20 protein-coding genes are annotated in these 25,253 nt (G+C 66.9%); 10 read left to right on the top strand and 10 right to left on the bottom strand.

What is annotated here, in order from left to right; all coding sequences use genetic code 11:
- Positions 1-103: 103 nt before the first annotated feature.
- Positions 104-2,797, bottom strand: coding sequence for a right-handed parallel beta-helix repeat-containing protein (locus tag G5B40_RS12220; RefSeq protein WP_165099016.1), 2,694 nt, complete (start codon positions 2,795-2,797; stop codon positions 104-106).
- Between the two features lie 810 nt (positions 2,798-3,607).
- A complete protein-coding gene (locus G5B40_RS12215; protein ID WP_165099014.1) occupies positions 3,608-5,092 on the bottom strand; it encodes a BCCT family transporter in 1,485 nt (494 codons plus the stop codon).
- A 401-nt stretch (positions 5,093-5,493) separates the two neighbouring features.
- Here G5B40_RS12215 and G5B40_RS12210 point away from each other — a divergent pair, with 401 nt between their 5' ends.
- The 3 genes from G5B40_RS12210 to bfr all read left to right on the top strand — a co-directional run bounded on the left by G5B40_RS12210 (position 5,494) and on the right by bfr (position 7,819).
- The gene (locus tag G5B40_RS12210) at positions 5,494-6,714 is read left to right on the top strand and encodes a cation:proton antiporter domain-containing protein (RefSeq protein WP_165099012.1); all 1,221 of its coding nucleotides are present in this window, start codon (positions 5,494-5,496) and stop codon (positions 6,712-6,714) included.
- Between the two features lie 377 nt (positions 6,715-7,091).
- Positions 7,092-7,337: a (2Fe-2S)-binding protein gene (locus G5B40_RS12205; protein WP_165099009.1), complete on the top strand. Its 246-nt coding sequence runs from the start codon at positions 7,092-7,094 to the stop codon at positions 7,335-7,337.
- Positions 7,334-7,819, top strand: a complete 486-nt coding sequence (gene bfr / locus G5B40_RS12200) for a bacterioferritin (RefSeq protein ID WP_165099006.1) — start codon at positions 7,334-7,336, stop codon at positions 7,817-7,819. The genes G5B40_RS12205 and bfr overlap by 4 nt, the downstream gene beginning before the upstream one ends.
- A gap of 33 nt (positions 7,820-7,852) precedes the next feature.
- Here the strand turns inward: bfr and G5B40_RS12195 are convergent, their stop codons facing one another.
- The 3 genes from G5B40_RS12195 to G5B40_RS12185 form a co-directional block, all read right to left on the bottom strand.
- The gene (locus G5B40_RS12195) at positions 7,853-9,583 is read right to left on the bottom strand and encodes a hydantoinase B/oxoprolinase family protein (RefSeq protein WP_165099003.1); all 1,731 of its coding nucleotides are present in this window, start codon (positions 9,581-9,583) and stop codon (positions 7,853-7,855) included.
- Positions 9,580-11,640, bottom strand: a complete 2,061-nt coding sequence (locus tag G5B40_RS12190; protein WP_165099001.1) for a hydantoinase/oxoprolinase family protein — start codon at positions 11,638-11,640, stop codon at positions 9,580-9,582. Before G5B40_RS12190 ends, G5B40_RS12195 begins: the two co-directional genes overlap by 4 nt.
- 66 nt (positions 11,641-11,706) lie before the next feature.
- Positions 11,707-12,468 carry a copper chaperone PCu(A)C domain-containing protein gene (locus G5B40_RS12185; RefSeq protein ID WP_165098998.1) on the bottom strand — a complete coding sequence of 254 codons (762 nt, stop codon included), beginning with the start codon at positions 12,466-12,468 and terminating at the stop codon, positions 11,707-11,709.
- A gap of 36 nt (positions 12,469-12,504) precedes the next feature.
- On the opposite strand from G5B40_RS12185, the gene G5B40_RS12180 reads away from it, so the two are divergent.
- The 6 genes from G5B40_RS12180 to G5B40_RS12155 all read left to right on the top strand — a co-directional run bounded on the left by G5B40_RS12180 (position 12,505) and on the right by G5B40_RS12155 (position 18,574).
- Positions 12,505-13,908, top strand: coding sequence for a hypothetical protein (locus G5B40_RS12180; protein WP_246209489.1), 1,404 nt, complete (start codon positions 12,505-12,507; stop codon positions 13,906-13,908).
- A gap of 97 nt (positions 13,909-14,005) precedes the next feature.
- The gene (locus tag G5B40_RS12175) at positions 14,006-15,310 is read left to right on the top strand and encodes an ABC transporter substrate-binding protein (protein WP_165098995.1); all 1,305 of its coding nucleotides are present in this window, start codon (positions 14,006-14,008) and stop codon (positions 15,308-15,310) included.
- A gap of 36 nt (positions 15,311-15,346) precedes the next feature.
- Positions 15,347-16,228 (top strand): branched-chain amino acid ABC transporter permease, encoded by an 882-nt coding sequence (locus tag G5B40_RS12170; RefSeq protein ID WP_165098992.1) that lies wholly within the window; start codon positions 15,347-15,349, stop codon positions 16,226-16,228.
- Entirely contained in the window at positions 16,225-17,169 is a 945-nt protein-coding gene (locus G5B40_RS12165) for a branched-chain amino acid ABC transporter permease (RefSeq protein ID WP_246209488.1), read from the top strand. Before G5B40_RS12170 ends, G5B40_RS12165 begins: the two co-directional genes overlap by 4 nt.
- Entirely contained in the window at positions 17,166-17,879 is a 714-nt protein-coding gene (locus G5B40_RS12160; RefSeq protein WP_165098989.1) for an ABC transporter ATP-binding protein, read from the top strand. Before G5B40_RS12165 ends, G5B40_RS12160 begins: the two co-directional genes overlap by 4 nt.
- A complete protein-coding gene (locus G5B40_RS12155) occupies positions 17,879-18,574 on the top strand; it encodes an ABC transporter ATP-binding protein (RefSeq protein WP_165098987.1) in 696 nt (231 codons plus the stop codon). Before G5B40_RS12160 ends, G5B40_RS12155 begins: the two co-directional genes overlap by 1 nt.
- 6 nt (positions 18,575-18,580) lie before the next feature.
- Here G5B40_RS12155 and G5B40_RS12150 read toward each other — a convergent pair whose 3' ends face one another.
- Genes G5B40_RS12150 through G5B40_RS12135 form a run of 4 tightly spaced genes read right to left on the bottom strand, consistent with a single transcriptional unit; the run spans position 18,581 to position 23,251 of the window.
- A complete protein-coding gene (locus tag G5B40_RS12150) occupies positions 18,581-19,555 on the bottom strand; it encodes an ABC transporter permease (RefSeq protein WP_165098985.1) in 975 nt (324 codons plus the stop codon).
- A complete protein-coding gene (locus tag G5B40_RS12145; RefSeq protein WP_165098983.1) occupies positions 19,552-20,664 on the bottom strand; it encodes an ABC transporter permease in 1,113 nt (370 codons plus the stop codon). Before G5B40_RS12145 ends, G5B40_RS12150 begins: the two co-directional genes overlap by 4 nt.
- Complete coding sequence (locus tag G5B40_RS12140) at positions 20,661-22,244, bottom strand: ABC transporter ATP-binding protein (RefSeq protein ID WP_165098981.1); 1,584 nt, start codon at positions 22,242-22,244, stop codon at positions 20,661-20,663. Before G5B40_RS12140 ends, G5B40_RS12145 begins: the two co-directional genes overlap by 4 nt.
- 2 nt (positions 22,245-22,246) lie before the next feature.
- Positions 22,247-23,251, bottom strand: coding sequence for a BMP family lipoprotein (locus tag G5B40_RS12135; protein WP_165098978.1), 1,005 nt, complete (start codon positions 23,249-23,251; stop codon positions 22,247-22,249).
- Positions 23,252-23,414: 163 nt separating this feature from the next.
- Here G5B40_RS12135 and G5B40_RS12130 point away from each other — a divergent pair, with 163 nt between their 5' ends.
- Positions 23,415-24,320 carry a ribokinase gene (locus G5B40_RS12130; RefSeq protein ID WP_165098975.1) on the top strand — a complete coding sequence of 302 codons (906 nt, stop codon included), beginning with the start codon at positions 23,415-23,417 and terminating at the stop codon, positions 24,318-24,320.
- 15 nt (positions 24,321-24,335) lie between these two features.
- Here the strand turns inward: G5B40_RS12130 and G5B40_RS12125 are convergent, their stop codons facing one another.
- Positions 24,336-25,238, bottom strand: a complete 903-nt coding sequence (locus tag G5B40_RS12125) for a sulfotransferase domain-containing protein (RefSeq protein WP_165098973.1) — start codon at positions 25,236-25,238, stop codon at positions 24,336-24,338.
- Positions 25,239-25,253: the final 15 nt, after the last annotated feature.

The following is a 25,253-nucleotide window of genomic DNA, read 5'->3' as shown; positions in this document are numbered from 1 at the left end:
TCTCCATGGTCGTCGCGACGGCGCGGCGCGGGGAACGCTGAGTTTGCTTGCGCTGGTGGCTGACGCCGGCTTCCGGCGCAACAGGCCGTGATGAGGCGCCCGGTCAGCCGACCAGCGAATCGGCGAAGATGAAACTTTCTTCCGTCAGGTCGGCGGCGCTCACCCCGGTTTCCCCCCGCTCCAGACGCGCCAGGCGCCAGGACGAGTCCGAGATCGAGATCATTCCGGCGGATTCGGTGATTTTCAGATCGTCGAGGCTGGTAGCGCCCCACGCGGTCAGGTCAAGCCTGTCGGCGCCGTTCCCGAAATCCTTGACGATATCGCCGCGCCCGAGGCCGATCACGAAGATGTCGTCACCGCCGAATCCGGTCATCGCGTTATAGCCGGCGCCGCCGTCGAGCCGGTCGTGCCCGGCCCGGCCGAAAAGCTGCTCGCCGGCCGTATCGGATGTTCCGATCACCTCAAGATCCGCAGTATCGGCGAAAATGAAGTTCGCGGCCGTGAAATCAGCGGCGCTCAGGCCATTTTCGCCGAACGTGTGTGTGACGTTGACGCCGGCGAGGTCGCGGATGGTGATCGACGGCCCATTCTCCGACGCGGAACCCGACGGCCGCTCGAAGATCGAGAGCTCATCAAATCCCTGGACGCCCCAGGCCGACAGGTCGAGCTGGTCGACGCTGGCGTCGAAGCCACGGAACTGGTCGCCGTCCTGGTCGCCCATGACCAGAATGTCGCCGCCGCCGCCGCCAAAATAGAGATCCCGTCCACCAAGCCCGTCGATGGTCTCGGCGGCGGCCGTGCCGACAAGACGATCGCCGTTCTCCGTCCCGATAATGTCCTGTCCTGCGGGGGCGGCGGCGGTATCGGTCGGCGCGTCCTCATCGGGCGCGTCCGCCCCGTCGCTACCATCTGACGCGTCTGCCCTGTCGCTACCGTCTGAAGCGTCGTCCCCGCCGCTTCCGTCCGTCGCGTCGGTTCTGTCGCCCTCGGCTTTCGCGTAACCTTCCAGCCGCAGCACGTAGTCGACGCCGCCGTAGCCGTCGAAATCGAAGCGCAATTCCAGGTCCCCGGCCTCGGTCGTGACACCGGTGACATTCTCGCTCATCAGGAGTTCTTCGATATCCGCGGCGTCATGCAGTATGACGCCGGAATCGCCTGCGAAGGTCCCCATCGCGTTGTCGGGGTCGAGGTCGTCGTCGAAGAACCCCCTCGGAAACCCCTCGCCCAGGATGATGTGGTCCCCGGCGTCGAAATTCAGATCCGTGATGACATCGACCGCGTGGCCGCCTTTCGGAGGCGCGGACAGGCTGAATGTGTCGCCACGCCCGCCTCCCGTCATCGTATCCCCGCCCAGGCCGCCGATGAGCAGGTCCTGTCCCGCTCCGCCGCTGAGCAGGTCGTCGCCGGCGCCGCCGATCAGCGTCCCCCCGAGTTCGGTTGCGACGAGAACGTCGTCGCCATCGCCGCCGGCGACCTGCCTCGGCGAAACCGTATCGACCTTCGCCGCCGCCTCGACCAGCCAGTCGGCGATTTCGGTGACGCCGCCGATATCGAGTCCGATCAGGTTCGAAACGTCTGTAGCCGGCGTATCCAGCAGGTCGGGAAACAGATTGCCCCAGAAATTCGAGGATGTTCTCTCCACGCTCAGCAACGCGTTGTCGCCGATCACCACGTTCTGATCGGCCATTTCCCGAGGGTCGAAATAATCGACGGAGACGCCGTAACCATCCTTCTTGCCGACAACCAGATTGTCCGCGACCATTACGTTCTCAGGCAGAATCCCGAGGGTGAGGTCGTACCCGCCGTCGATCGGCCTGGCGTCGGTCGTCACCAGAATCCGCGGCAGTCCGTCCGTCGTGAGGGGGACGCCGGGCGGCGGCGGCGCCGGGAGCAGCGTGTTGTTATAGACTTCCACATCACGCCAATCGCTGACCAGGAGCGCGTTGGGATGCGAGGTGTTGATCAGATTGTCGTGAATCGAGAGGCCGGTGAAGGTGGTATCTCCCAGATCTCCCGAGTTGTTGTTCATCCGCCCGTAGATCGCCTGGGTCGTGCCGCCGGTTCCTTGCAGGAAGAGATTGCCGGCGATCTCCAGGTCGTGAATGCCGCCCTCGCCGTTGGTGCCCCAGTACTGGATGAAGTCCGGGTGGTCGCTGAAGGGATACTCGTAGCTGGTGTAGGGATGAAAACTGTCGAAGAGATTGTCCGCGATACGTATGTCGCTCGATCCTGCGATGTTCACGCCGTCGCTACGAATATCGTGGAGATGCGAATTGACGAGTTCGAAATTCTCCGTTTCGTATATCTTCAAACCGATCCGGACCGCGGATATATCCACATTGTCGATCGTGACGTCGTTGCTGCCGGCGATCGAGAACCCGAGCCCGAAAGCGTAGTCCGCGACAACTTTCATCGTGTAGTTTTCAGGCGTGACGTCTTCCGGGGCCGGGCCGTCCTCTGTGGTCGCGATGCGGCCCTCGAGCGCGACATTTGTGATCGAGACATCCTCGGAACCAACCACGGCGAACTGCGCCGCCCAGGAGGCGGGCACGTCGTCGGCGAGCTTGAAATGCAGATCTTCGAAGTTAAGCCCTTCGCTGTCCACCACGTTCACCCGGCCGCCGAAAATAGTCGGCGCATCCGCTTCGACGCTCGTGATGGTCACCGGCGTGTCGAATCGATAATCCTTGAGCGTGACGCTCTCGTAATCGCCCGCAAGTAGTTCGATTCGCTCTCCGCCGGTCGCAGCGTTGAGAGCCAGAATCAACCCGGCGCTATCAGAAACAGTAATGACCATTTGGCGCTCTCCAACCGCGTATTCTTGTAGGCACGTCCTCATCCAAGTGCGCCGCGCCGGGGTCAGTGCTGCGAGCACTGAGCGCCACTCCCCTTTTAGGCGATTAACACAAGGATAGGCATTGTCAAAGTACGACTCTCATAAAGAATTGCGGGCTGTGGCGTCGTCGCCGCTTTTCCGCGTCTGTTGATCGTGGCGCGCGGGCCTGCCTCCCCCCGCCGCGCGGCGGCGCAAGCCAACGCGAACAACTCCCCACGTTCGCGGGGCCTCGCGCGAACGCCGCCACCGTCGCCCCGCCTGCGTCACGGAGAGGATTGCGTCGACGATCTCGCGGTTCGGCCAAGCGCGCGAAGGCCGGTCCCACGCTCCGGCGGTCATCTGGCGCCAGTCGTCCGGGTCCGGGTTGAACGGGAAAAATTGCGGCGGCGATCGTCCGGACGGTTTGTAACGCTGAAGCGGGACGGCGTTCTTCGAACTCGATGTCGAGGTGGCGTGTCGCCGTCGCCTCCGCAGCCGCTCACCGCGTTGCTTTGCCGACAAGAGACGCGAATCGTCGGATCATCGCTCTCGATGGATCGTCACCCGCGCGAGGTCGCATTCGCGGTTTGCTTGGGCCGCCCTCACCCGGTCGGCGATGTCGACGGAGGCGCGGGCTGCGTGGATTCGGCCAAGGGGCGCCAGGCGGCCGCCTTGTCCGTGCGAAGCGTCGGGTCGCGGCGCATCAGGGACGTGGCCGAATGGCGAGCCAGACCAGGAAGCCGAGATAGGCGAAGACCAACAGGTTCAGCATGGTGTCGACGAGAGAGCCGTTCATCCGTCGTTCTCCCGCAACAAGGACCGAAACAAGCAAAGGACCAGGATCGGGACGATAAAGATGAAGACGATTGCAGACAGCGCGATCACGGCCCGAACCAGTTCGACATCGCCGACCAGAACCATCGCCAGGCCCAGAGCGGCGAGCACCGCCCCCCAGGTCAGGCGCAGGCGCACCGGCGGGTTCTTGTCGCCGCCCGTCGCAAACATGGCGAGGACGAAACCGGCGCTGACCACGGAGGTCACGACGAAGAGAAATGCGGCGACTATGGTCGCTCCAGTTGTCAGCCCAGCGAGCGGAAACCGTTCAAGCAGGGCGAAGGTCGTGGCGTCTAGGCTCTGCATGTTGACCGCGGCGAGCACGCCCTCGACGCGCAGCGCATCGAAGAATCCCAACCCGCCGAACACCCCGAACCAGATGACGGAAAAGAGCGTCGGCGCCAGGATAACCCCGCCGAGAAACTCGCGTATCGTGCGCCCACGCGAAATGCGGGCGATGAAAACTCCGACGAAGGGCGACCAGGCCAGCCACCAGATCATGTAGTTGAGCGTCCAGCCCTGAAACCAGGCGATGACATCGTCCTCGAAGAATTCCGCCGTGGCGAAGCCGGCGGGCAGCGCGTGAGCGGCGTATCGCCCGAAACCGGTGACGATCCCGTTCATCAGGTATGACGTCGGGCCGACCACGAGGAGATAAAGCATCAGGCCGATGGCGATGGCCATGGCGATGTTCGATAGCCGCGCCATGCCGTCGCCCAGGTCGAGCCGAAGCGGAATGGCGAAACCGATGCACATCGCCGCAAAAACGCCGCCGGTCATCGCCGCGGAGGGCGGGACGCCAAGCATGCCCGCCAGGCCCGCCTGGACCTGAAAGACGCCCATGGCGAGCGAGCCGGCCAATCCCACGGCGATGGCCACGATGGCGAGCAGGTCGAACACCCAGCCCATTGCGCGCACCCATGACGCATCGCCGAAGGATTGGCGCACCGGCGCGCTCAGCAATAGCGGCCGACCATGTCGGAAGCCGAAATACGCGATGACGAGGCCGACCATGCCGTAGATGGCCCAGGCGTGGAAACCCCAGTTCAGATAGGTCACGAACAGGGCGAGGCCAGCGGCCCGGGGCGGCGTGAAATGGGCGCTCAACGCGCCGAAATGTGTAAGAGGCTCCGCGGCGCCATAGAACAGAAGGCCCACGCCCATGCCGGCCGCGAACAGCATCGCGATCCACGACGGCGTGGAGAATTCCGGTTTCGATCCCTCCGGCCCGAGACGGATCGAACCCAGCGGGGAAAAGGCCAGGAAGATCGCGGCGAACAGAAGCCCGCTGGCTGTCAGCATGATGAACCAGCCCCGGCTGTCGAACTGGGCGCCGACGATGGCGGCGGCCCCGGCGCCCAGTCCCTGTGGGTCCAGTATGCCCCAAAGCGCGATCGCCGCGCTCAGCGCAAGCGCTGTGATCAACAAGAGGCTCGCTTTCATCCGGGCTGTCCTTGTCTCTCGCCCCGAGCGATACGGGCCGCCTTCCGGCCTGAGGAAATCGGGGCGCGCGCAACGTTGCCCGAAACCGCCGAAGAATTTCAACGACGGATTCGACCGCGCGCCCTGCGCAGCCCCGGTTCAGTGGGGCGATGCCGAAAACCGGCCGCCAGCCGGCGCTGAAGATCCTCAAGCTACCGTTGCGACGACGACCGCGCCGCGGCAGGGTCGGAGCGCGGATCGTGGTGGAGGGCGGGTCTCCCCCGAACGGCGACTGGGGCGCGGCCGACGGTCGAACGAATCCAGGAGCGGAGCAACGCGAACCGGCGCCCATCTTCCGTCGGAAGAAGTGACAGAAATTTCGCAATTGGAAGAAGCCCCCTGACCAAGTAACAAGGCGGGTTATGGAACATTATTTCGCCTACATCGCGTTGGCGATGCTCGTCTACTGCATGTACTCGGCCAGGATCGGCTCGCTTGGCGTCACGATGCCGATGGTCTTCCTCGCACTCGGCCTGCTCGTCGGCGTGATCGTCGGAGACAACGCCACGGCGCTGACCGTGGAAACAGCCACGACCTTTCATCATCTGGCCGAGGTCACGCTGGCGGTGCTGCTTTTCGCCGATGCGACGACCCTGCGCCGGACGGCGCTGAAAACGATCGGCCAACGAACGAGGCGGATGCTGCTGCTGGGGCTGCCGATCGCCATCGTTCTCGGCGCGCTGATCAACCTGATGATCCTGCCGAACTGGCCGATCTGGGAAGCCTTCCTCCTGGCCGCGCTCCTCGCGCCGACGGACGCTGCGCTGGGGCAATCGATCCGGTCCAACGAACGCATTCCACAATCCTTTCGCGACGCCATGAACGCGGAAAGCGGGCTCAATGACGGCCTCGCCCTCCCCTTCGTGATCTTCTTCGCCGGCCTTGCCGTGGGCGAAGCCGACCCGACACTCGGGGACGGCGCGCTGGTAAGGCTCATCGCCTCCCAGATCGGCATTGGCGCCGCCGTCGGGCTGCTGGGAGGTTTCGCTATCGGCAAGCTGCAAAACCATGTCATCGAGCATGGAGTGATGGACAAGGAACTGGGCCAGGTGACCATGCTGATGCTCGTCGGGTTCATCTACTTCGCCGCCGAGCATGTCGGGGGCAACGCCTTCGTCGCCGTCTACGTCGCCGGGATCGCCTACGCCAACGCCGCGAAGGATTCGGCCCTGCCCGCGAGCCATTTCCTGGAAGGCGACGGCCAGTTCCTCGCCATGCTCAGTTTCTTCTTCATCGGCGCGCTCTTCATTCCGGAGGCGCTCGAGCGTCTGACGCCCGCCGGCTTCCTGATCATCGTTCTTTCGCTCGTGGTCGTCCGCCCGGCTGCAATGTGGATTTCGCTGATCGGGACCGCGACCTCGGCCAATGAACGGCTTTTCTACGGCTGGTTCGGGCCGCGCGGCCTCGCCACCGCGCTCTTCGCGGTCTTCGTGGCTATGGATTTCGAAGGCATGCAGATGATCGGAGATGTCGTCGAAATCGCGATCTCGGCGGTGCTGATCTCCGCGTTCGCTCATGGGATTACCGCGAAATACGCGCCTGAACTCTTTAAGTTTTCCAAAGATGGAGCGAAGGATGAATAGCTGAAGGTCCTTGAAGTACCGTTGTGTCGCGGCTCGTCCGACATGAAGCGGGCCACTACCGCCGGATATTGTCCCGAACGAAGCCGGTCGCTCGGCCAGCCAACCGCGCTCCCGAAACTACGTGGATCACGGTGTGGCCTCTGCAAAGGGTGATCTCGACCAGATTGACATAACAAACGCTTTTCGTCAGGCTTTTCTCGGCCCCTCGGCGTCAGCCTGGCGGGACCGAATCCTTGAGGAGGCCGGACTTGACTGAACGGGACTGTTTGCGGCGACTTCGCCTGACGCCGACCTGCGGCGGCGGTTTCGCCGTTGCGATCCGCGCGAATCGCACGCGCTCTCGCAAGACGACAAATTTCGCCAGTGGGCTTTAGGTCATGATTGTCTGCTCCTGCGCCGGAATCACTTCAGCCGATATTCGCGCCGCGATCACCTGGATGCGCGCCGCCGATCCGACCGCGATCGTTACTCCCGGCAAGGTTTATCGTGCATTGGGCCGCTCGCCGGAATGTGGTGGCTGCATGCGCCTTTTCGTGAATAATATGCGGGCCGAACTAAGTGCAGACCTACCGCCGGACCTGCGCGACATGCGCAGGGGCAGGAAATCAGGAGAAGGCCCATGAAAGGCGACGTCAAAGCCATCGACTACCTCAATCGCGCGCTGCGCAGCGAATTGACGGCGGTCAGCCAGTACTGGCTCCACTACAGGCTTCAGGCCGATTGGGGCGTCGGCAAGCTCGCGAAGAAATCCCGTGAGGAAAGCTTGGAGGAGATGCACCATGCCGACAAGCTGATCGACCGGATCATCTTTCTCGAGGGGCACCCGAATCTCCAGTCGCTCGACCCGCTCCGGATCGGCGAGACGGTGAAGGAGACGCTGGAATGCGACCTCGCCGCCGAGCAGGACGCTCATGCGCTGTACAAGGAGGCGCGCAAGCATTGCGAAAAGATCGGCGACTATATCTCAAAGGCGCTTTTCGAGGAGCTGATCGCCGATGAGGAAGGGCATATCGATTTTCTTGAAACCCAGCTCGAACTGATGGGCAAGATCGGCGAAGAGAGATACATGCAGCTCAACGCCGAAAGCGCGGATTCCGCCGAGTAGCGCCGGACCGGATCGGCTCTCGCGTGAGAGCGTTCAGCGGCGGAGCCGGGCCGTCTCCGCCGCGTCCACTACACCGGCGTCAAGCGCGACGCCGAAAAGGCGTCGCGCCTCTCCCGCTTCGTAGCGCCCCAGGCGCACATCTTCAGCCACCAGTTCCGGGTCGCGCTCGAACGGCGCGCCATAGCCGCCGCCGCCCGGCGTCAGGACCCGGATCCGGTCGCCGGCGGAGAGCGGGATGTCCTGCTCCTTTGAGAGGTGCGCCGGCCTGTAGGTCTCGCCGCAACGCCAGAGCGTCACCTCATTCACCGCGCCGTCGCCGCCGCCCCTGACGCCGGGCGGGCCGAAACGGCCGTGATCCATCACGAAGCTGGCGCGCGCCGCGCCGCGCCTGAGTTCGATCTCGTAATCCAGACCGAAACCGCCGCGCTGCCGCCCGGCGCCGCCGGAACCCTCGCGGAGCGCATAGCGCCGATAGAGCACCGGGAAATTCTGTTCCATGATCTCGACCGGAGGCGCCTTGGAGATGCCGATGGTCGAGCAGCCGTTCGAAAGCCCGTCGCCGCGCGCCGAGCCGCCATAACCGCCGCCCGAAAGCTGATACATGACGAAATCGCGCCCGCGCGCCGGATCATGTCCGCCGAGGCCGAGATTGCCGCTGGTGCCCGCCGGCGCGGCGGTGACGCGGTGTGGCAGAGCCTCGGCCAGCGCGAGGAACACCGCCTCGGCGATCCGCTGGCTGACCTCCGCGGCGCAGCCCGAAACCGGGTGCGGGTACTGCGCGTCGAGGAAGGTTCCGGTTGGCCGGATCACCTCCAGCGGCTCGAACGCGCCGGCGTTCATCGGCGCCTCGGGAAAGATGTGGCGCATGGCGAGATAGACCGAGGACAGCGTGGTCGCCCATACCGAGTTCATCGGCCCGGCGCAGGGCGGGCTGGAGCCGGCGAAATCGAAACGGAGCCGCCCCCCGGCCTTCGCCGCCTTCAGCCGGATCGCCAGCGGCTCGTTCACCACGCCGTCGCTGTCCACAAAAGCCGTGGCGGCATAGTCGCCGTCCGGCACCTCGTCGAGACAGGCGCGCATCTGCGCCGCGGCGCGGACGCGAAGCTCCGCGATCGCTTCGCGAACCGTTTCGTCGCCATAGCGGTCGAGAATCGCGCCGAGCCGTTCCTCGCCGATACGAAGCGCCGCCTCCTGCGCCTTCACATCGCCGATGCGCTGGTCGGCGACGCGGATGTTCGAGCAGATGATCGCGTAGATCTCGGGGTCCAGAACGCCCTTCTTGAAAAGCTTGACCGGCGGCAGGCGCAGCCCCTCCTGCTCCACCGCCGTCGCCGAGGCGGAGAAACCGCCCGGCACCGCGCCGCCGATATCCGGCCAGTGCCCGGTATTTGAGAGCCAGCAGAAAATCTCATCCTTACGCCAGTAGGGCCGCGCGAACCGCACATCCATCAGATGCGTGCCGCCGAGATAGGGGTCGTTGACGATATAGGTGTCGCCCGGCTCGGGCGCCGCCGTCTCCCCCGATGCGATCCGCTCGATGATCGTCCGTGTCGAGGCCTCCATCACCCCGACGAAGACCGGCAGCCCGCTGATGCCCTGCGCGATCAGCGCGCCGTCCCTGGCGTCGTATATGCCGTCGGCGCGGTCGTTCGCCTCCGCGATGATCGGCGAGAAGGCGGCGCGGGAAAAGGCGAGGTCCATCTCCGCGCAGGCCTGCTGAAGCCCGGCCTGAATGACCGAAAGGGTGATCGGATCGATGCTCATTCCGCCGCTCCCGTCACGTCGATCAGGATGTCGCCGATGGCGTCGCCTGTCGCCCGGTCGCCGGGGCCGACCAGCACGGTGGCGTCCATCTGCTCGATCACCGCCGGGCCCTTGAGCGTGAAGCGGAGCGGCAGCCATTCGCGCCGGTAGACCGGCGTCGGGCGCCAGCCGCCCTTGAACCAGACCGGCCGGCGCGCCGTCTCCGCCTCCCGGAGCGAGCCGCGCCGCCCGGCCGGATCGATCAGCGCCGCGAGATCGACCGCCGGGCGCTCGCCGATCACGGAGGTCGCGACATTGACGAGATTGACCCGCGCGCCGGTCAGTTCGATCCCGAAACGGGCGAAATAGACCGCGGCGAAGCGTTCGCGCAGCCCGTTCCGCGTTGGCGTCGGCCCCTCGAGCGGCACGTTCAGAACATGCGACTGGCCGGTGAACTGCATATCGACGGAGTGAAACTTCTCCCGGCCGCACATCGCCACACTCTCCCGGTCGAGAAGCGCTTCGCCTTCCGCGATCTGCTCGGCGAAAATCCCGTGCAGCGCCGCCTCGTCCACCGCGTCGAGCGGACGATTCAGCGTCCTGACGAAATCGTGCCTGAGATCGGCCAGCGCGCAGCCGAGCGCGTTGGTGACGCCGGGCCGGGCCGGAACCAGCACGCGCGGCGCGCCCATTTCGCGCGCCAGCGCCGCGGCGTGGAGCGGGCCGGCGCCGCCAAAGGCGAACAGCGCGAAATCCCGCGGATCGGCGCCGAGCGAGACGGAAACCATGCGGATCGCGCCGGCCATCCGGGCGTTCGCGACCTCGATCACCGCCGCCGCCGCGCCGGTCGCATCGAGTCCGAGCGGCGCGCCGATCTCGGCCGCGAAGATCGCCGCGACCGCCTCCGCGGTCACGCCGCCCTCGACCGATTTCAGCCGCGCCGGGTCGAGCCGGCCGAGGAGGAGATTGGCGTCTGAGATCGTCGGCCGCATACCGCCGCGCCCGTAGCAGATCGGCCCCGGCGCCGCGCCCGCGCTCTCCGGCCCGACCTGCAAGAGCCCGGCGGCGTCGACATGCGCGATGGAGCCGCCGCCGGCGCCGACGGTCCGGACATCGACCATCGGCACATGGATCGGCAGCGCGTAGTCCACCTCGATCTCCGAGGAGACCGCCGGAACCGCGTCGCGGATCAGCGCGACATCGGTGGAGGTGCCGCCCATGTCATAGGTGATCAGATCGCCGATCCCCGCCGCTCGCCCGGTACGCGCCGCCGCGATGACGCCGGAAGCCGGGCCGGACATCACGGTTTTCGCCGCCTCCCGCGCCACCAGCCGGGCCGAGACCATGCCGCCATTGCCGTTCATCACCAAGACGTCCTTGCGATAGCCCTTCGTCGCCAGCTCATCGACCAGCCGCGCGAGATATCGCTCAAGAAGCGGCTGGACGGAGGCGTTGACCGCCGCCGTTACGCCGCGCTCGTATTCCCGGCTCTCCGCCAGCAGCGCGTGGCCCATCGTGACATAGGCGTTCGGCCAGAGCGTCCCGGCGATCTCGGCCGCGCGCACCTCATGCGCCGGATTGGCGTAGGCGTGGAGGAAATGGATCACCAGCGCCTCGCAGCCCGCGTCGAGCAGCCAGCGCGCCGCCGCAGCGACCCCGGCCTCGTCGAGCGGCGTCACCACTCCGCCGGCCGCGTCCATCCGCTCGGCGACTTCAAGGCGCAGATCGCGCGGAATGATCGGGCGGTGCGCGCCGACCATGCCATAGGGCGCCGGTCTCGTACGCCGGCCCAGTTCCAGCACATCGCGAAAGCCCGCCGTCGTGATCAGGCCCGTGCGGCTGAATTTCCGCTCCAGAACCGCGTTCGTCGTCGTCGTCGTCCCATGGACGATGAGATCGACGTCGGCCAACGCGGCCTCCGCCTCGTCCAGCGCGGCGAGGACGCCGAAGGCCTGATTGTCCGGCGTGCTCGGCGCCTTGGCGAGCCGGACCGCGCCGGTCTCACCGTCTATCAGCACGAGGTCGGTGAAGGTGCCGCCCACATCGACGCCGACAATCCGTCCGCCGTCCGCCATCATCGCGCCCCCTCTCCCTTTGTTTGCATAGAGATGAACAAGGCGCGCGCTGTCAAAGCGGAAACGGCGTCATTCGACTTCGACCCGCGCCGTAGCGGATATCGGAGCGCCACCGTTCAGGTAGGGGCGGTGGTCATTGGTGTTCAGCGTCAGCGTCACCTCATGCGACCCCGGCGGCAGCGCCCCGATCAGCGCTTCCGGGGCGGTCATTCGCATGATCTTCAGCCCGCCGATATAGAGATGAGCGTGGCCTTCGCCGGCGACATGCGGGCCGTCCATGGTCTCGGGCGCGAAGCTGAACCCCGGCGCCGTCGCGACGATCCGCCAGCCCGCGCCCTCTGGCGTCACCTGCAGCGAAAGCGTCGCGTCCAGCGTCTCGCCCATGGCGTGACCCATCATCGCGTGGCTCATGCCGCCGCCCGCGCCCAGACGGGCTTTCACGCTCGCCTCGCCGGCCGTTTCGAAGCGCAGAGTGAGCGGAATGAGTCGGCCCTCGTCGAGTGCGCCGGAAACTCCGGTCGCGACAAGATGCGCGCCGTCCGCCGCGAGGCTGGCGGTCGCCCCTTCGGGGATCGGCAGGCCCGCGGGATCGCGCGCGCCGATGATCGTGACGCTCTCGGCCTCGGGCGATGAGGCGCCGAGCAGCCGGTCGGGGCCGCCTGCGGCTTCGATCACCATCGTGACCTCAAGCGTCCCCCCGTCCGCGCCCGGCGCGATCCGGGCTGCGGCGCCCGAGAGGCGGAGCGCGTCATCGTCGCCGCCGCTGAGATAGAGCGCGGCTCCGAACGCCAGGACCAACAACAGGAGCGCGGCCCCCAGCCGGAAATTCATTTGTCGCCTCCGCCGCCCATGGGTATTGCGGTCAGCATGTTGGCTCGAAGTCGCATCGTCAATCTCGCCGGATTCGCGTTTCCCGCGGTGCTGGCGCCCAGCCGCGCGCTCGCGCATGCTTCCGAGGGCGGGCTGGTGCTGTTGTTGCCGACCGACATGTATCTTGGCGCCGGGGTCGCCGTCGTCGCGCTGACCGTCGGGCTCGCCTCAGTCTCGCCGGCCGCGAGCGCCGCGCGGCTGTTTCGCGGCGCGCGCCTCCGCCGCAGCCCGGGCCGGCGTCCCGCGCCCGTTCTCTCCTGGATCTCATTCCTCGTTTTCGCGCTGCTTGTCGCCGCAGGGTTCACCGGCGCGCGCGATCCCCTCGCAAATCCGCTGCCGCTCTATTTCTGGACCGTGTTCTGGGTCGGTCTCGTGCTGGCGCAGGGTGTCTTCGGCGATCTCTGGTCGATGCTCAATCCGTGGGAAGGCCCCTACCGCCTGATCGCGCGGGGCGGGGCCGCGCCCTTGCGCTCGCCGCGCGCGTTCGGCTGCTGGCCGGGATGCGTCCTGCTGCTCGCCTTCGCGGGCTTCGCTCTCGCCGACCCGGCGCCGACGGACCCCGACCGGCTCGCGTTCTTCGCCATGATCTACTGGGCGGCGACCCTGGCCGGGATGCTCGCCTTCGGCGCCGGGCCGTGGCGCCGGCAAGCCGAATTCCTGACCATCTTGATGCGCTGGTTCGCCCTGCTCGCCCCGTTTCGGCTTCGGCCCGGCGGCGTCCGGCTCGGGCCGCCCGGATGGCGCATCGCCGCCGCCGCGCCGCCCGCGCTCTCCGGCGCGATCTTCACGCTGCTGATCCTCGGAACCGGAAGTTTCGACGGGCTCAACGAGACCTTTTACTGGTTCACCTTCATCGGCGTGAACCCGCTGGAGCATCCCGGCCGATCCGCGTTGATCGGCGAGACGCTGGCGGGGCTGGTCGCGGTCAACCTTCTTCTGATCGGCGCGTTCGCGCTCTCGATCCGGCTCGGCCTCGCGCTCAACGGGCCGGAGGCGCCGGGCCTCTCCCGGGCCTTCCGCCGGCTCGCGCCCTCGGTCCTGCCGATCGGCTTCGCCTATCACTTCGCGCATTACCTGACATCGGCGATGGTCGAGGGCCAATACGCCCTCGCCGCCACTTCCGACCCGCTGGGCCGGGGCGCCGATCTTCTCGGCCTCGGGACCTTCTATGTGACGACAGGGTTCTTCAACACCACCGACACGGTGCGGATGATCTTTCTGGCGCAGGCTGGCGCGGTCGTCGCCGGCCATGTCCTCGCCGTGCTCCTCGCTCATGCGCTCGGCGCGCGCCTTTTCGGCAAGGGACGGAGGGCCAGCCTTGCGCTGGCGCCGCTCTCAATCTTCATGACCGGCTACACTTTCCTCGGCCTCTGGCTGCTCGCCGCGCCGAAAGGGGGTTGACGCCCAAGCCGCGCCGCACCGATGATTTCATTCGCACATCAGCTGGGCGCAGGATCCGGAAGTCGCGGCGGCGTCGCTATGAGGCAGGGGGACTGGCATGTCTAAGGATTCGTTCTCGCATCCGGCGCCGACGCGACGGAGCGCGCTGAAACTGATTGGCGCGGGAACCGGCGCGCTGGTCGGCGCGACCGCGCTCCCACGCCTCATCGGACCGGCCCAGGCGCAAAGCGCCGCGCCGATCAGGATCGGCTTTCAGGTTCACCGCACCGGCATCGGCGCCGCCTACGGCCGCTGGTACGATCGGACGACGCAGGCCGCCGCGAAACGTATCAACGACATGGGCGGGATCAACGGCCGCCCGGTCGAGATCATCGCCGAAGATGACGGGACGGACCCCAAGCGCGGCGCCGAAGTGGTGGAGAAATTCGCCACCCAGCACGGCTGCGACATCGCCTTCGGCACGCTCTTCAGCCACGTCGTGATCGGTTCCGCCCCACGCGCCGGGGAATTGAAGATTCCCTATTTCGTGGTCTCCGAGGGTCATCATGTCGCCTCCGGCATGCTCAACCGGTGGACTCTCCAGCCCGGCATCACTGACGTGAAGAGCCAGGTGCAGGCGATGGCGCCCTTCGTCGGCGGGAATCTCGGCAAGAAAGTCACGATGATCTACCCGGATTTCGCTTTCGGCCACGACCATCGCGACAACTTCTCGGCCGCGCTGAAGGCCCAGGGGGGCGAGGTGCTGGAGATGATCGCCATCCCGCCGACGGAGACATCCTTCACCAGGTATTTCCCGAAGATCCCGCGCGAGACAGAGGTGATCTATCACGTCATGGTCGGTCCCGCCGTCCTGACCTTCGTGAAGGAGCTTGGCGAATTCTACGGGCCGAACGCCCCGGCGCTCTTCGGGTTTATCGACAGTCTGGAGGCGGTCGATATCGCCTCTCCTGGCCTCGAATTTCTGGAGGGCAGCTATTTCTGGGAGGGTGCGCCGCGCTACGCGCAGGCCGACCAGACCAGCCATGACAAGATGTATCGCGAAGCGGTCGGCGTGGACGAGAACGGCGCCTCGATCTCCGACGCGCGGGATGTCTCGACCTACGCCCATATGTTCGGCTGCTGGGAGACGCTGAACATCGTCAAGGCCGGGATGGAGACGGCTGGCTACAAGGGGCCGGAAGACCGCGAGAAGCTTGTCGAGGCGGTCGAGGCGATGACCGAAATGCCGCTGTCCGACGACCACCCGCAGGGCGCCAAGATCTTCAACGGCAAGACCCACCAGGTTTTCGGCCACCAGTACATCTCTAGAGTCGAGGGCGGAAAGCTGATCCGCAAACACACCACCTCGATCGAGGATACGTTCTATCCGGATGAGGTCGACTACACTTCGATGTCGTTCTGAGACCCCGGCGCGGCCTTCGGGCTGCGCCGCCTGACGATGGATTTCGGCCCCTATCTCCTCCTCGCCTCGCTCGAGGGCGCGGTCGCCGCGGCGGTGCTGGCGCTGACGGCGGTCGGGCTGTCGCTGGTCTTCGGGGTGATGCGGGTGGTCAATGTCGCGCATGGTGAGTTCTTCATGCTCGGCGCGGTCACCGCCTGGTGGATCGGCGATCAGGTCGGCGGCGCGCCGGTCTGGGGGTTCGTGACGGCGCTGGTCGTCGCGCCCCTCTTCGTCGGCGCTGTCGCCGCGCTGGTGGACCGGCTGGTGCTGAGCCGGCTGAATTACGACCCGGAAGCGACCATCGTCGCCACCATCGGCATTCTCTACATCCTTCAGCAAACCGCGCTGATGTCCTACGGGCCGGAGGCGCGGCCGGTCGAGGCGCCGTTCAGCCACCGGATCTATTTTCCGTGGTTCGGCTACTCGACCTACAAGTTCTTCGTGGTCGGCGCCGCGGCGATCGTCCTCGGCGGAATCTGGTTGCTGATGACCCGCACGCGCATCGGGCTCCTCCTGCGCGCCAGCCAGATGGACTCGGAGATGGCGCGCGCTTTCGGCGTCAATGTCGGTCGCGTCTATGCGCTCACCTTCGGGCTCGGGGCCGGGCTCGCTGCAATGGCGGCCGTGCTCGTCGCGCCGATCCAGCAGGCGCATTATCTGATGGGGGGCGACCCGCTTCTCCTTTCCTTCATCGTCGTCATCATCGGCGGGCTCGGCTCGATCCCCGGCACGGTGGTCGCGGCGGTGCTGATCGGCATGTCGGACGGGATCATATCGATCTTCTTCGACCCGACGCTGGCGAAGATCCTCGCAACGCTGCTTGTCGCTTTCGTCCTGGTCTTTCGCCCGCAGGGGCTTTTCGGGAAGCGCGCGGCGTGAGGGGGGAGACGAAAGCCGCGCTCCTCCACGGGGCGCTGATCGCCGTGCTCGCGGCCGCGCCCTTCGTGCTGCCGGAGTATCATTCCGGGAACCTGTCGCGGATCATGGTGCTCGCGGTCTATGCGATGGGGTATAATCTCCTCTTCGGCTACACCGGCCTTCTCAGCCTCGGGCACGCCCTCTTTTTCTCCGTCGGCATGTACGGTCTGGCGCTACCGATGGAGCATTTCGGTTTCGCTCCGGAGCCGGGTTTCCTCGCCGGATTGATCGCGGCGCTCGTTGTTTCCGCCGTCGTCGGGTTTCTCGCGCTCCGCACCTCCGGCGTCGCCTTCATGATCGTCACGCTCATGTTCGCGCAGGCGGGGTATCTGACGATCCTCTTTTTCGGCGAGTTGACCCGCGGCGACGAGGGTTTCGTGATCGGACAAGCGCAGCGCGTGGTGGCCGGAATCGACCTTTCCGACAGCCTGAACCGCTTTTTCGCCGCGCTGCTTCTCTTCGCGCTCTCGCTAATGATCCTCTCGTGGCTGGTGCAGGCGCCGTTCGGGCGCGCGCTGATCGCGATCCGCGAGAACGAGGAACGTGCGCGGATGCTGGGCTATGACGTCACGCGGCTGAAGCTTTTCGCGGTGATCATCTCCGGCGTGATGTCGGGGGCCGCCGGGGCCGGCTACGCGCTTCTTTTCGGTTACGCCGGCGCGAGCTTCGCGGCGGTGCAATATTCGATCCTGCCGCTTCTCTGGGTGCTTCTCGGCGGGGCCGGCACACTGATCGGGCCGCTGATCGGCGCGCTCCTGATGTTCTACCTGATCGATCTCTCCTCCGGTTTCACGACGGCCTATATGCTGATCGCCGGGCTGGCGCTGGTGCTTCTGACGCTCTTCGCGCCGCAAGGTCTGGCGGGAGAGCTTCGCCGGCGGATCTGGAGGTGGCTGCCATGAGCCTTCTCTCCACATCCGGCCTCACCCGCCGTTTCGGTGGACTGGTCGCGGTCAACGCGGTCGATTTCGACCTGCCGCAGGGCGAGGTCCGGGCGCTGATCGGGCCGAACGGAGCCGGAAAATCCACATTCGTCGGCCTTGTCTCCGGGCGCGTCGCCGCGAGCGGCGGACGGGTGCGCTTCGACGGCGCCGACGTCACGCATCTGCCGGCGCATCGGCGGATCGGACTTGGCATCGCCTACACGTTCCAGATCACCTCGGTTTTCGCGAGACTCTCGATCTTCGAGAATGTCGCCCTCGCGGCCCGCCCCCGGCTCGGGCGCGACCGGGCGGCGGTGGCCGATGCGGTCGGCGCCGCGCTTGAACGGGTCGGGCTGGTCGAGCCCGAGACGACGCCGGCCGGCGCGCTTTCCTACGGTCACCAGCGGTTGCTGGAGATCGCGATGGGACTGGCGCAGGCGCCCCGGCTCATGATCCTCGACGAACCGACCCAGGGCCTTGCTGAGAACGAGATCGCCGGGTTCAAGGCGCTGATCCGGGCGCTGAAGGGCCAAGTCACCATTCTGCTGATCGAACACAACATGAGCGTGGTGATGGAGACCGCCGACCGGATCACCGTGCTCAATTTCGGCGCGGTGCTGGCCGAGGGGCGCCCCGATGAGATTCGCGCCAGCAAGGCGGTTCAATCCGCCTATCTCGGGCGCGTCTGATGCTGCGCGTGGAAGGACTCGACGCCGGATATGGCGACGTCCGCATCCTCTTCGGGTTTGACCTGATCGCGCGGTCCGGTGAGATCACCTGCCTGCTTGGTCGCAACGGCGCCGGCAAGACGACGGCGCTGAAGGCGATAATGGGCCTCATACCGGCCAGCGCCGGCCGCGTCATGCTGGACGGTGAGGAGATCGCGGGGCTGCCCGCCCATGAGGTTCCGCGCCGCCGCGTCGGCTACGTCCCACAGGGACGGCGACTCTTCGCCGAGCTTACAGTCGCCGAGAATATCGAGATCGCGCTGATGGTCCGCCGCGCCGGGTCTGATGTTCGCGAGCGCGCGCTCGATCTCTTCCCCCGGCTACGCGAGCGGCTCGACCAGCGGGCGGATACGCTTTCCGGGGGCGAGCAGCAGATGCTGGCGACCGCCCGCGCGCTCTGCCTCGAGCCTCGGGTGCTCCTCCTCGATGAGCCGACAGAGGGGCTTCAGCCCTCGATGGTCGATCTCATTCGCGACGTGACGCTGCGGCTGAAACGGGAAGGCGTCGCTGTCGTCCTCGTCGAGCAGCGGATCGACGCGGTGCTGGCGTTGGCCGATCGGGCCTGCTTCATCGAGAACGGCCGCAACCGGGAGACGCTGACCGGCGACGCGCTCCGCGCCGAGCCAGGGCTGCTTGAGGCCCGGCTCGGCGTTTGAGCCGCCTTACTTCGATTTCGGATAAGGCTCGCCGATATCGCGCGGCGGCGTCGCCTTGCCGATGAACCCGGCCAGAAGCACCACCGTCAGGATATAGGGCAGCGCGATCATCAGGTCGGTCGGCGCGGCGCCGATCAGCGGCAACTCCCGCCCCTGGAGCCGGTCGGCGGCGGCGCCGAGAAACCCGAAGAGGAGGCAGGCGAAGAGCGTCGGAACGGGCCGCCACTTACCGAAGATCACCGCCGCGAGCGCGATATAGCCCTTCCCCGCCGACATCTCCCGCCCGAACTCGCCGCCATGGGCGATGGATAGATAGGCCCCGGCGACCCCGGTGAATACGCCGGCCAAGAGCACCGCCTTGTAGCGCATCAGGTGGACGGAGACCCCGGCGCTGTCCACCGCCTCCGGGCTTTCGCCGACCGCGCGGAGCCGAAGCCCGAATCGGGTCCGGTAAAGCAGCCAGGCGGTCAGCGGCACCGCGAGCAGCGCGACATAGACGAGAATTCGGTGTCCCGACAGAATCTCGGAATAGAGCGCGCCGATCAGCGGAACGCCGGAAAGCGCATCCGCAAACGGCAGGTCGATCGCTGGCAGGCGCTCATCGGGGGCCAGCGACGGCGTCCCGCCGCCCCGGCGAAAGAGCGCGATGCCGACGGTGACGGTCAGCGCCGAGGCGAGGATGTTGATCGCCAGCCCGGAGATCACCTGATTGCCGCGCGCGGTGATGCAGGCGAAACCGTGCAGCAGCGCCAGCAGCATCGAGGTGGCGATGGCGGCCAGCAGCCCGATCCAGGGCGAGCCGGTGAGATGCGCCACCGCGGCGGCGGAGAACGCCCCGGCGAGGATCTTCCCCTCCAGCCCGATGTCGATGACGCCGGAACGCTCGGAGAAGATGCCCGCCATGCCGGCGAGGATCAGCGGCGTCGCGACCCGCAGAGTCGCGTCGAAAGTGAGCGCGAGCTGAAAGAGGAACTCGCTCACGCCGCAGCCCCCCGCCGCGCGGCTATGAGCGCGAGCGCCCGCGCCACCGCCGGCGCGAAGAGATAGGCCAGCGCCCCGGAGAAGAGGATGATCAGCCCCTGCACCACCTGCACGGTCTCGCGGGTGATGGTCTGGAATTCGAAGTCGAGCTCGGTGCCGCCCTGGGTCAACGCGCCGAAGAGGAGCGCCGCGAGGACCACGCCGACTGGATGATTGCGCCCCATCAGCGCCACCGCGATCCCGGTGAAGCCATAGCCGCCGGTGAAGTTGAGGACGAGTTTGTGCGGCTCGCCCAGAACCGCGTTGGAGGCCATCAGCCCGGCCAGCCCGCCAGACAAGAGCAGCGTGAGCACGGTGATCCGCACCGTGTTCATGCCGGCGTATTCCGCCGCCCCGGGGCTCGCCCCCATGGCGCGTAGCGCGTAGCCGAACCGGGTGCGCCAGACCACGAACCAGACCAGCACGGCGGCGCCAAGCGCGATCAACAGCGAGGCGTTCAGCGGCGAGCGCGCGGTCTCGATCCCGACCGCCGCCAGCATGTCGTGGACATAAGGCATCTTCGCCGCCTCGGCGAAGGGCCGGGTCTCGGGCGCGCCCTGCCCGGAGCGCATCAGCGGCCCGGCGAGCAGCGAGACCATCAGCGAGGCGGCGATGAAGTTGAACATGATCGTGGTGATGACGATATGGCTGCCGCGCGTCGCCTGCAGCCAGCCGGGGATGAAGGCCCAGGCCGCGCCGAACAGCGCCGAAAAGATCACCGCGAAGGGGATGAGCAGAATCCCCGGCAGGAACTGGTCGGCGACCAGGACCGCCAACCCTGCCCCGAGCCCGCCGATATAGGCCTGCCCCTCGCCGCCGATATTGAACATCGCGGCGTGGAAGGCGACGGCGACCGCGAGCCCGGTGAAGATGAAGTTCGTGGTGTAATAGAGCGTGTAGCCGAGCCCGCCCTTGTAGACGAAGGCCCCCTTCATCATCACCACCAGCGCGTTGAGCGGGTTCTCGCCGATGGCCGCTATAATCAACCCGGAGACGACGAACGCGGCGAGGATGTTGAGGAGCGGCAGAAGGCCCAGATCGGCCCAGGCCGGCAGCGGCGGGTGGTTCATGTCGCCGCCTCCAGCGCCGTTTCCGACGTCACCCCGGCCATCATCAGGCCGAGCGCACGCTCGTCGGCCTCCGCCCGGTCGATCAGCCCTGTCTGCTCGCCATTCGACATGACGAGGATGCGGTCGGCGATCGACAGCACCTCTTCGAGCTCGACCGAGACGAGCAGGATCGCGCAGCCCGCCGCCTTCAGCTTCATCAGGCGCTTGTAGATGAATTCGATGGCGCCGATATCGACGCCGCGCGTCGGCTGCCCGACCAGCAGCACCTTTGGCGCCGCGTCGATCTCGCGCGCCAGCACCAGCTTCTGCTGGTTTCCGCCGGAATATTGCGCAGCGCGCAGCTCCGCCGTCGGCGGGCGGACGTCGAACTCCTCCACATGCCGCGCCGCGCGCGCGGCGATATGCGCCCGGTCGAGCGTATAGCCCGCACCGGCCGCCGGCCCGTCCTGAAAGCCGAGAATGCAGTTCTCCTTCGCGTCGAAGGGCAGGATCAGGCCGCGGTGATGTCGGTCCTCGGGCACATGGCTCACGCCGAGATCGCGCATTTCCGCCGGGCCGCGCGGATGGCTGCGGTCGATCACCACGTCGCCGATCTCGATGCGGCCGTCGGAGGGCTGGAGAATCCCCGCGATGACGTCCAGAAGCTCCGACTGGCCATTGCCGGACACGCCGGCGACCGCCAGCAGCTCGCCCGCCCTGATTTCGAAATCGAGGCCCTTGATCCGCTCGACGCCATCGGCGTCGGAATAGCGCAATCCGCTGACCCGCAGCGCCGGCGCGCCGGCGGCGACCGCGGGCCGCTCGACTTGCAGCAGCACCTTGCGCCCGACCATCAGCTCGGCCAGCTCCTCGCGGCTGGTCTCCGCCGTCGCCCGATGCGCGACCATCTCGCCCTGGCGCATCACCGAGACCCGGTCGGTCAGCGCCATGATCTCCTGCAGCTTGTGGGTGATGAGGAGGATCGTCACCCCCTCGTCGCGAAGGGCGCGGAGAATGGCGAAAAAGCCCTCCGTCTCCTGCGGTGTGAGAACGCCGGTCGGCTCGTCGAGGATCAGGATCTTCGCGCCGCCCCTGAGCGCCTTGATGATCTCGACCCGCTGCTGAAGCCCGACCGGAAGATCCGCGACTTTCGCGTCAGCGTCGACGACCAGTCCGTAATCCGCGCCCATGCCGCGGATCAGCTCCCGCGTCGCGGCGACCGAGTCCTTGAGGAGAAAATCCTTCTCCGCGCCGAGCATGACATTCTCCAGCACGGTGAAAGGCGCGACCAGCATGAAATGCTGATGGACCATGCCGATCCCGTGCCGGATGGCGACGGCGGAGGAGGTCATTTTCACCTCCTCGCCGTCGATCAGGATCTCGCCGCGATCGGCGGCGTACATCCCGTAAAGGATGTTCATCAGGGTGGATTTTCCCGCCCCGTTCTCGCCGATGATCCCGTGGATTGAGCCTTTCGCGACCTTCAGGCGAACATCACGATTCGCCTTGACGGCGCCGAAGGATTTGTCGATCCCCCGGACTTCCAGCGCAAAGGCGGGCGCCGCTCCCCCGACGCCCGCCCCCTTGTCGTGGTCGGCCAAGATCAGTTCACCGGGCAGCTTTCGGTGTCGTAATAGCTGGCGACCTTGATCTCGCCGGAAATGATCTTCGCCTTCGCCTCCTCTATGGCCGCCTTGATCTCCGGGGTGATGAGTTCGGCGTTGTTGTCGTCGAGCGCCCAATCGACGCCGCCTTCGGCCGCTCCGAGAACCCGGACGCCAGTCTCGAATTCGCCCGCGGCGGCGTCCTTGAAGGTCTCGTAGGCGGCGACGTCGACCCGTTTCAGCATCGAGGTCAGCACATGGCCTGGCGCCATGCCGTTCTGGTTGGAATCGACGCCGATGGCGAGTTTGCCGGCGTCCGCCGCCGCGCGGATCACCCCGACGCCGGTGCCGCCGGCGGCGTGATAGATCACGTCGGCGCCGCGGTCCATCTGGCTCTGGGCCAGTTCCGCGCCCTTGGCCGGATCGTTCCAGGCGGCGGGGGTGGAGCCGGTCATGTTCTGGAACACCTCGTCACCGGGCTTCGTCGCCTTCACGCCCTGCACGTAACCGCAGGCGAAATGCCGGATCAGCGGGATGTCCATGCCGCCGACGAAGCCGACCTTGCCGGTCTTCGAGGCCATCGCGGCGGCGACGCCCATCAGGTAGCTGCCCTCGTTCTCCTTGAAGCCGTACTGACGGATATTCGGCGCGTCGAGCCAGGTGACGTCGATGATGGCGAATTCCGTATCCGGAAACTCGGCGGCGACCTTGGCGATGGCGTCGGCCTGCGCGAAGCCGACGCCGAGAATGATCGTCGCGCCGCGTTCTGCCATCCGGCGCAGCGCCTGCTCGCGCTGGGTCTCCGACGTGACCTCGAACTCCATCACCGCGACGCCGGTCTCGTTGGTGAATTTCTTGACGCCGGTATAGACGCCCTCGTTGAAGGACTTGTCGAATTTGCCGCCCATGTCATAGACGACGGCGGGCTTGATATCGGCCGCGAGGGCTGCGGTCGCGCCCCCCGCGGCGACCAGCGCGGCGGCGGCGAGCTTCACGAGATTCATCTCTTGTCTCCCTGTCGGCGCCCGCTGCGGGCGCGATAACATCGACGCAGCATCCGGAGATTCGACCGGGCAGTCAATTCCGCCGCGCCCCGGATCGCGAGAGCGTTTCATTCCCCTGATCAAAGCGGATAAGCTCGGCCTCCGTCGAGCGGAGGAGCGGCGCATGAAGCCGGAAAACGTGGTGGTGCTTGGGTCGATCAATGTCGATATCGGCGCGCGCGTCAACGCCCTGCCGCGCGCGGGTGAGACCGTGGCGGGGGGCGAGCTTTCGGTTCGGCTCGGCGGCAAAGGCGCCAATCAGGCGGTCGCCGCCGCGCGGGCCGGGGCGACGGTCGCAATGCGGGGCGCGGTCGGGACCGAGAGTTTCGGTCTCGACCCCGTCGCGGCGTTGGAGGGCTACGGAGTCGACATGACGGGCGTCGCGACCCTGGCCGGCGCCTCGGGTGCGGCGCTGATCACCGTTGATGCGCAGGGCGAGAATACGATCGTCGTCAGCCCCGGCGCGAACGGGCGCATGGCGGCGGCCGGGCCGTCATGCGCCGGCGCGCTCCTGCTGGCTCAGCTCGAACTGCCGCCCGAACTGGTGCGGGATGCGTTCCGCGCGCATAAGGCCGCCGGCGCCCGGACCGTGCTGAACGCCGCGCCGGCGGTCGATCCGCCGGAGGATCTCTTCGCGCTCACCGACATCCTGATCGTGAACGAGACGGAACTCGCGCGCTACGCCGGCGCGGAGCCGGCCGATCCGGCGGATGAGGATGAGATCGAACGCGCCGCGCGCGGGCTTCGCCGCCCCGGCCAGACGCTGATCGTCACGCTCGGCGCCCGCGGCGCGCTGGCGCTGGCGGAGGCGGGGCGGCTTCGCGTGCCGGCGCGACCGGCCGAGGCGCGGGACACGACCGGCGCCGGCGACTGTTTCTGCGGCGCGCTGGCGGCGCGGCTGGCCGAAGGCGCGCCGCTGGACGTGGCGCTGGAATTCGCCGCCGCGGCCGCCGCGATCAGCGTCACTCGCGACGGGGCCGCGTCCGGTATGCCGGACCGGGCGGAGATCGACGGCGCGCTGGCCGGCTGACCGGCCAGCGCCGCGTCAGATGCGGAGGCGGCGCGCCGCCCGTCGAAGCCGGGCGATCGGTCGGCGAGAGTGAAGTTCGGCCCAGGGGCGCGCGAACTCGACGCCCTGCTCGACGAGAGAGTCCATCTCGCGCGCGAACTGCTGGCGATAGGCTTCGCCGAACCCTTTCGGGCGCTTCACGTCCTCGGAGACGTTGACCCGCTCGGCCAGCCGCTGCAACCGGATCGGGGTGCGCCGGACTCCCAGGTGCTCCTCCACCTCCAGCAGCACCTCGCGCGGGTTCTTCGCGATCCTGTCGTATTTGATGAGAAGAACGTTCTCGCGCGGCGCGCGCGCATAGATGCGGCTGAGATGGCTGCCGTAATCGCCGTCCTCCGTCAGGCTGTAGCGATTGATGAACCGCTCCATTTCGGCGAGGGACATGTTCTGGAATTCGTCGAGTTTGCCGATATAGGCGGCGTGAAACTTGGCGTGGGACCAGAGCCGCGCCTCGGGTTCGCGCAGGACGTAGACGATGCGGATCTCCGGCGCGAAGCGCATCACCGCCTCCCATCCCGCATCCGGCAAGAGCGATGTCGAGGGGCTGAAGTCGCAGGCCCAGGCGTCCTCCGGCGCGCCCGCGAAAAGATCGCGATACCACGCGTCCGAGATCGGGCCGGCGGCGTAGCGCCGGTACCAGTCCAGCCGCGTCTCGCGCTGCGCGGCCTCGCTTCCGGGGCCTTCGGCCCATTCGCGGACCCGCTCCAGCTTCTTGTCCCTTATCGTCTGCGTCAGCCGGTCGAAGCGGCCGTGGACGGAAAAGAAGTAATTCAGCTCCTTCTCCGGCGTGAACCAGAGATCCGGATTCTTTCGGATCGTGCTGTAGAGCCAGGTCGTCCCGGTCTTCGCCGCCCCGACGCAGAGGAATAGTTTTTTCATGTCGCCCTTCTATTC

Origin of the sequence: Pikeienuella piscinae (genome assembly GCF_011044155.1) — a bacterium.
Taxonomy (GTDB): domain Bacteria; phylum Pseudomonadota; class Alphaproteobacteria; order Rhodobacterales; family Rhodobacteraceae; genus Pikeienuella; species Pikeienuella piscinae.
This window is presented reverse-complemented; position numbering and strand designations above follow the sequence as displayed.